Annotated in this window: 1 protein-coding gene; it reads right to left on the minus strand. The window is 44.4% G+C overall.

The window, feature by feature from the left end; all coding sequences use genetic code 11:
• On the minus strand, positions 1-872 hold an 872-nt coding region (locus AC2JBO_RS45050), incomplete at both ends, for an aspartate carbamoyltransferase catalytic subunit (protein ID WP_496960106.1).

Genomic DNA, 872 nt, shown 5'->3' on the forward strand with positions numbered 1-872 from the left:
CCATCAAATCCGAGCTAATTTCGACACCACGGTTGACTGGACCTGGGTGCAGTACTTTCACGTTTGGCTTACACGACTTGAGTTTTGAGCGCGTAATCCCAAACATCTGGTGGTATTCACGCAAACTCGGTAATAAATGTGCGGTCATGCGTTCTTTTTGCAGACGCAAAGTCATTACAAAGTCAGCTTCACTCAGTGCTTCTTCGAGGCGCCAATGTATAAATAACTTACGCTTTCCTGCCAATCCATCAACTTCACTATCATTAACGTACTCAGCAAACAACTTGGGTAAAAGCGTTGGGGGTGCAGCAAGATGAACCTCGGCGCCGCTAGCAGTTAAACTCCAAATATTCGAGCGCGCGACTCTGGAGTGTAGAATATCACCAACGATGGCGATTTTTTTATCCTTTAAAAGTTCGAGTCGAGGTTGAACTGGGTCAATCAGGGTACAAATTGTAAATAAATCGAGTAATCCTTGAGATGGATGTTCGTGTTGACCATCACCAGCGTTAAGAACACTAACACGTTCACCAAGACGATCCATTTCCAAAGCTACAGCATTTGGGACACCAGCACTGGTGTGACGAATCACCATTATATCGCATCCCATTGCCAAATAAGTTTTTGCGGTGTCGAGAATAGTTTCTCCTTTCGTCATCGAAGAAGTAGCGCTGGCAAAATTGAGCGTATCAGCAGATAAACGTTTTGCAGCAAGTTCAAAACTGCTACGAGTGCGAGTTGATGGCTCAAAAAACAGATTTGCCACTACCTGTCCCTGTAAGGTCGGGACTTTTTTCGTTCGACGCGATAAAACTTCCTGAAAACTAGCAGCGGTTTGTAAAACTGCATCGTATTCAACAGGAGTAAAATCT

The sequence above is a fragment of the Calothrix sp. CBUCES-K 9914 genome (assembly GCF_059640475.1).